Source organism: Bradyrhizobium sp. INPA03-11B, assembly GCF_040446015.1.
GTDB lineage: Bacteria > Pseudomonadota > Alphaproteobacteria > Rhizobiales > Xanthobacteraceae > Bradyrhizobium > Bradyrhizobium macuxiense_A.
In genome coordinates this window covers 1-5992 of record NZ_JASGSR010000225.1, presented here as the reverse complement: position 1 = coordinate 5992, position 5992 = coordinate 1, and the positions used below count along the sequence as shown (strand labels likewise).

Annotated in this window: 7 protein-coding genes; 2 read left to right on the top strand and 5 right to left on the bottom strand. The window is 64.3% G+C overall.

Annotated features, from left to right (window positions below; genetic code table 11):
- Nucleotides 1-900, bottom strand: a 900-nt coding sequence (locus tag QMZ05_RS40145; protein ID WP_353705781.1) for an ABC transporter substrate-binding protein, incomplete at its 3' end; no start/stop codon positions are given.
- A gap of 376 nt (nt 901-1276) precedes the next feature.
- Between QMZ05_RS40145 and QMZ05_RS40140 the strand changes: the two genes are divergently transcribed.
- Complete coding sequence (locus tag QMZ05_RS40140; RefSeq protein WP_353705782.1) at nt 1277-1555, top strand: hypothetical protein; 279 nt, start codon at nt 1277-1279, stop codon at nt 1553-1555.
- Nucleotides 1556-1562: 7 nt separating this feature from the next.
- Here the strand turns inward: QMZ05_RS40140 and QMZ05_RS40135 are convergent, their stop codons facing one another.
- Both QMZ05_RS40135 and purU read right to left on the bottom strand, forming a co-directional pair.
- On the bottom strand, nt 1563-2348 hold the full coding sequence (locus tag QMZ05_RS40135) for a phosphodiesterase (RefSeq protein ID WP_353705780.1): 786 nt from the start codon (nt 2346-2348) through the stop codon (nt 1563-1565).
- A 63-nt stretch (nt 2349-2411) separates the two neighbouring features.
- On the bottom strand, nt 2412-3275 hold the full coding sequence (gene purU / locus QMZ05_RS40130; RefSeq protein WP_353705779.1) for a formyltetrahydrofolate deformylase: 864 nt from the start codon (nt 3273-3275) through the stop codon (nt 2412-2414).
- Between the two features lie 136 nt (nt 3276-3411).
- Here purU and QMZ05_RS40125 point away from each other — a divergent pair, with 136 nt between their 5' ends.
- Nucleotides 3412-4251: a uroporphyrinogen-III synthase gene (locus QMZ05_RS40125; protein WP_353705778.1), complete on the top strand. Its 840-nt coding sequence runs from the start codon at nt 3412-3414 to the stop codon at nt 4249-4251.
- A gap of 143 nt (nt 4252-4394) precedes the next feature.
- Here the strand turns inward: QMZ05_RS40125 and QMZ05_RS40120 are convergent, their stop codons facing one another.
- Both QMZ05_RS40120 and QMZ05_RS40115 read right to left on the bottom strand, forming a co-directional pair.
- On the bottom strand, nt 4395-5351 hold the full coding sequence (locus QMZ05_RS40120) for a GDP-L-fucose synthase (RefSeq protein ID WP_353705777.1): 957 nt from the start codon (nt 5349-5351) through the stop codon (nt 4395-4397).
- The coding region (locus QMZ05_RS40115) for a GDP-mannose 4,6-dehydratase (RefSeq protein ID WP_353705776.1) at nt 5332-5992 on the bottom strand (661 nt) is incomplete at its 5' end. The genes QMZ05_RS40115 and QMZ05_RS40120, both read right to left, overlap by 20 nt.

Below are 5992 nucleotides of genomic sequence, written 5' to 3'. Positions count from 1 at the left end.
GCCGAACGCCTTCTTGTAAGCGACGACGAAATCCTTGTTCATCTGCGAGGGATGCGCCGCGGAATAAAGATGCGCCGTCACCGCGCCGAGCGCGGCATCGCCCATGTTGTTGAGCAGGTCGTCGTCCATGACGTCGCCGGGGCCGATCACCTTGATGCCGCTCTTGTCGAGCCCGCGCTCGGCATACTGCTTCATGAAGTTGCCGCCCTGCCCGGCCGGCACGAACACGAACATCGCGTCGGGCTTGGAATCCTTCATGCGCTGCAGGAACGGCGCGAAGTCGGGATTGGCGAGCGGGACCTTGACCTCTTCCACGATCTCGCCGCCGCCGGCGGTGAAGTGCTGCTTGAAGAAGGTCAGCGCGTCGTTGCCCGGCGCGTAGTCGGAGGTCAGTGTCGCGACCTTCTTGATGCCGTTCTTGACCGCCCAGTCGCCGATGATGGTGGAGGACTGCGCCAGCGTGAAGCTGGTGCGCACGATATAGGGCGAGCGCTCGGTGATGATCGAGGTGCCGGCCGCCATCACGACTTCCGGGATCTTGGCCTGGGTCGCCAGCGGAGCCGCGGCGAGCGCCGCCGGCGTCACGCCGAAGCCGGCGATGAAATTGACCTTGTCGTTGACGATCAGCTCCTGTGCGAGCCGTTTGGTGTTGTCGGGCACCGCAGCGTCGTCCTTCAGGATGATCTCGATCTTCTTGCCGGCGACGGTGTCGCCGTTCTGCTGCATGTAGAGCTTGATCGCATTATCGATCTGCTTGCCGGTCGAGGCCTGGCCGCCGGTCATCGGCAGGATCAGGCCAATCTTGACGGCGTCTTCCGCCCGCGCCGGCACGCTGGCGCACAACCCGCCAAGCACGGCCGAAGCGGCGCCCCACAGCAACATCTTGCGACGATTGAACATCGACATCCCTCCCCCTTCCATTCTTCTGCCTCGAGCCGAGTGCCCGGCCCTTGCCTTAACCCAAGCATGTTGCGACCAAGCCGCAACGCGACAAGGCGTCTCGAAGCGCCCTATTGTCAATCGGACGATGGACGTGTGTCGCGCGTGGCGTGATCGGGCCAAGCCTTAGCTACAAGTATCAGGATACCAGAATCGCTCCCCGAAACTCAACGCCTCCAAAGAGAACCGGTCTCGCGGACTTAGGCCGGCCGCCATCTCGATTCATTTGTACGATCGTACAAATCAATCGCCAATGTCAACAAACAAGCACAATTGCAGCCGAACGGTCGCGCCCAACATCATGATCCATAAAGACCAGGGCTGTATGCTGCCGCCAATGCCGATCTTCACACGCCACATCCCCGCCCTGACTGCCCTCGCGCTCGCGGCCTGCGCACTCGGGGGATGCAGTTCAATGAACCAAAAGGTCTCGGCCGGGATGGCCGACTACATTCCGGCCTGGGCGGGTGGCCTGCCCGCCGATGCGCCGCCGCGGCCGGGCACCCCGGAGTATGACAAGTTCATGCAGGAACGGGAGCGCAAGCGCCTGATGCCGGCGGCGGAGCGCGGCGACGACGCCAAGCCGGCGGCGACCACGCAGGGCGCAGCCCACTGAGCGCGGCCTAGTCGAAAGCATCCTCGCTGATGATTTCGCCGCGATAGCCGAACTCCACCATGTGGACGGTGACGTAGTCGTCGCCAATGAACGCCACACCGTAGGACTCTGGTAAATCGGCGACGGTCAGCACTTCCGCGAACACGGGATAGCTGGCGTGGTTGGTTCCGCGCAGCGAAGTCGTGGGGATGCCGGCAACCGAAGCGCTCAGCACCATGTGGCAATGACCGAAGAAGATGTGCCGGATCTTGCTCCGGTGCTTCGCGACGATCGACCGGAACGCGCGGTCGTCGAGCAGGCCGATGCGGTCCACCGGGCCGATATGGGTCGGGAATGGATTGTGATGCATGAACAGGAAGAACGGGCCGTCATGCTCCGATAGCTGCCGCTCCAGCCAGGTCTGCCGCGCCTCGCAGAAGCTGCCGGCGGCCGTCTGCGGCTCGTAGGTGTCGAGGAGCAGGCAGCGGCCGAAGGAGGCATCGTGAACGCCCTGCACGAAGCCGTCCGCGTCGGCGCATTCGGGAAACACACCGAGAAACGTCTCGCGATGGTCGTGGTTGCCGATGCAGAGCCGCGTCGGGATCGGAAACCGGCTCAGGCGGCCGCGCAGCAATTGATAGTCCGCGAGGTCGCCGAGATCGGAAAGATCGCCCGAGATCACCATGAGCTCGGCATCGCGATGATCGGCAAGCACCTGATCGAGCGCACGCTCGAAATTGGCCAGGGGATCACGGCCGAAGATCGTCCTCCCCGGCGCCGTCAGATGGATGTCGCTCATGTGGATGAGTTTCATGCAGCACCTCGATGCAGGGCGACACCGTAGCCGCCAAAGCGCTACAACCAAATGAAGCGCGGATCAGTCCACGAACACCACGGTCTTGCGCCCGTTGAGGATGACGCGGTCGGCGAGATGGTAGCGGATCGCCCGCGCCAGCACGCGGCGCTCGATGTCGCGGCCCTTGCGCACGAGATCCTCGGGCGTGTCGCGATGGCTGATGCGCTCGACGTCCTGGTCGATGATCGGGCCCTCGTCGAGATCGCTGGTGACGTAATGCGCGGTGGCGCCGATCAGCTTGACGCCGCGCTCATGGGCCTGGTGATACGGCTTGGCGCCCTTGAAGCCCGGCAGGAAGGAATGATGGATGTTGATGCACCGGCCCGACAGCCGCGCCGACATCTCGTCGGACAGGATCTGCATGTAGCGGGCCAGCACCACGAGATCGGTATTGGTGTCCTGGGCGAGCTGCCAAACCGCGTCTTCCTGCTGCCGCTTGGTGTCCTTGGTCACCGGCAGATGATGGAACGGGATATCGCCGAAATCGAGCGAGCCATAGGTCTCGCGCGGGTGGTTGGAGACAACAGCGGTCGGGATCATCTCGAGCTCGCCGGTGCGCCAGCGATAGAGGATGTCGACCAGGCAGTGATCGGACTTGGAGACCAGCAGCATCACCCGCCGGCGGCTGGCGCGGTCGCGCATCTGCCATTCCATGCCGAAACGTTCGGCAATCGCGGCAAATCCGGTTTGCAGCGCCGGCAGCCCGACCGCGAGGTCGGCCGCGGTGAACACCACGCGCATGAAGAACTTGCCGGTCTCGACATCGTTGAATTGCTGGGCGTCCAGGATGTTCTGGCCGTTATGCGCGAGGAAGGTCGAGACCGCGGAGACGATCCCCGGGCGATCCGGACAGGACAGGGTCAGAACGAATTGATGGTCGGGCATGCCAATTGACCAAAGCTTGAGCAGGTATGTGGAACGATCATTTTCGGCCCCCGTCTATCACCGCAGGTGGCCTTGCGCCAATCCCGGCGCAGGGGTCAAATCGAACAAATGACGACAATGTTTGTTAGGGACCATCATGGCTGACCGGCTGAACGGCTACCGCATCCTGATCCTCGAGACGCGCGAGGAGGCGCAATTTTCCCGCCTGCTCGCCGAGCAGGGCGCCGACGTGCTGCAATGCCCGATGTTCACTATCCACGATGCGCCGGATCCGGCACCGATCGAGGCCTGGATTCGCCGCGCCATCGAACGGCCGCTCGACGACCTCGTGCTGATGACCGGCGAAGGCCTGCGCCGGTTGATGAAGGTCGTGCGCCGGATCGGGGTCGAGGCGGAGTTTGTCGCGAGCCTCGGCAAGGCGCGCAAATTCGCCCGCGGCCCCAAGCCCGGCCGGGCGCTGCGCGAGATCGCCCTCGAGCCGCAAATGACGACGGAAAAACCGACCTCGGAAGGCGTCGCCGAGATGCTGTCGAAGCTCGACCTGAAGGGACATCGGCTCGGGCTGCAGCTCTATCCGGACAAGGATCACGCCACCCTGATCGGTGCGATCAAGGCGCAGGGCGCCGAGGTCGATACCGTGCTGCCCTATGTCTATGACGCGCAGGCAGCCGACGCCAACATCGTCACCGCGATCGAGGAGATGGCGCGGGGCCGAATTGATGCGATCGCATTGACGAGTTCCGGCCAGGTCCGCCGCCTGCTCGAGGTGGCGCAGGCGCACAAGTGCGAGGCGCAATTGCGCGAGGGCTTGCAGCAGACGCCGATCGCCTCCGTCGGGCCCGTGGTGTCGGATGAGTTGAAGACCTACGGCCTGCGCACGGACATCTATCCGGCCAACGATGCGTTCTTCATGAAGCCGCTGATCTCGGCGATCGCGACTGCACTGGCGATGAATCCGCCGCGCGCTGCCAAGTAACCGCAATAGCCGTCATTGCGAGGAGCGACGCGACGAAGCAATCCATTTATCGGCAGGCGGCATGATGGATTGCTTCGCGGAGCCTGTCATCGGGCGCGCGTTCGCGCGACCCGTTGGCTCGCAATGACGGCGTCGAGACAGAGCTATTCCGCCGCCTGCTTGGTCTCGTTCAGATAGGCCTGGTACGCGAGCTTGATGCCGTCCTCGAGCGAGGTGGTGGCGCGCCAGCCGAGCTTGGCGAGCCGGCCGACATCGAGCAGCTTGCGCGGCGTGCCGTCGGGGCGCGAGGTGTCGAACCTGATCTCGCCGCGATAGCCGACCGTGGCCGCAACGACGCGGGCGAATTCAGCGATGGTGATGTCCTCGCCGGTGCCGATATTGACCAGCTCCGGCGCGGAATAGGTCTTCATCAAATGGATGCAGGCATCGGCGAGATCGTCGACATAGAGGAATTCGCGGCGCGGCGTGCCGGTGCCCCACACCACGACGTCGGCAGCGCCCGAGACCTTGGCCTCATGGAAGCGGCGGATCAGCGCGGCGACGACGTGGCTGTATTCGGGATGGTAGTTGTCGCCGGGACCGTAGAGGTTGGTCGGCATCACGCTGATGAAATCGGCGCCGTACTGGCTGCGATAGGCCTCGGCCATCTTGATGCCGGCGATCTTGGCGATGGCATAGGGCTCGTTGGTCGGCTCCAGCGGGCCGGTCAGCATCGAGTCCTCGCGCAGCGGCTGCGGCGCCAGGCGCGGATAGATGCAAGACGAGCCGAAGAACATCAGCTTCTCGCAGCCATTGCCGTGGGCTGCCTGGATCACATTGGTCGAGATCGCCAGATTGTCGTAGAGGAATTCGGCCCGCAGCGTGTTGTTGGCGACGATGCCGCCGACCTTGGCGGCGGCGAGGAACACCGCCTGCGGCCGCTTCGCGGCGAACCAGGCATTCACCGCGCCCTGGTCGCGCAAATCGACCTCGCCGCGCGACACCGTCAGCAGATCGGCCTGCTCACGCGCCAGCCGGCGCATCAGCGCCGAGCCGACCATGCCGCGATGGCCGGCGACGAAAACCGTCTTGCCCTTCAGTTCAAACGCCGTGCTTGCCATTGGCCGCATCCTGCCTGGCCTCGACGAGATCGCTGGCGACCATTTCCTTCACCAGCTGCGCGAACGGCGTCTTCGGCGCCCAGCCGAGCTTGACGCGCGCCTTGCTGGCGTCGCCGATCAGAAGATCGACCTCGGTCGGGCGAAAATAGGCCGGGTCGATCTGCACCAGCGTATTGCCGGACGCCTTGTCGACACCGATCTCCTCGACGCCCTTGCCGCGCCATTCGATGCTGCGGCCGACCTCGGCAAACGCAAGCTCGACGAATTCGCGCACCGAGCGCGTCTCGCCGGTCGCGAGCACGAAGTCGCCGGGCTCGTCCGCCAGCAGGATCTTGTGCATGCCCTCGACATAGTCGCGGGCGTGGCCCCAGTCGCGCTTCGCATCGAGATTGCCGAGATAGAGCTTGTTCTCGAGGCCGACTTCGATGCGGGCGACGGCGCGGGTGATCTTGCGGGTCACGAAGGTTTCGCCGCGGATCGGGCTCTCATGGTTGAACAGGATGCCGTTGCTGGCGAACATGCCGTAGGCCTCACGGTAGTTCACCGTGATCCAGTAGCCGTAGAGCTTGGCGACACCGTAGGGCGAACGCGGATAGAACGGCGTGGTCTCCTTCTGCGGCACCTCCTGCACCAGCCCGTAC

Coding starts and splice junctions, on each gene's coding strand:
- QMZ05_RS40120 (WP_353705777.1), bottom strand. CDS start 5,351: ATGGCAAGCACGGCGTTTGAACTGAAGGGCAAGACGGTTTTCGTCGCC.
- QMZ05_RS40140 (WP_353705782.1), top strand. CDS start 1,277: ATGCCGATCTTCACACGCCACATCCCCGCCCTGACTGCCCTCGCGCTC.
- purU (WP_353705779.1), bottom strand. CDS start 3,275: ATGCCCGACCATCAATTCGTTCTGACCCTGTCCTGTCCGGATCGCCCG.
- QMZ05_RS40125 (WP_353705778.1), top strand. CDS start 3,412: ATGGCTGACCGGCTGAACGGCTACCGCATCCTGATCCTCGAGACGCGC.
- QMZ05_RS40135 (WP_353705780.1), bottom strand. CDS start 2,348: ATGAAACTCATCCACATGAGCGACATCCATCTGACGGCGCCGGGGAGG.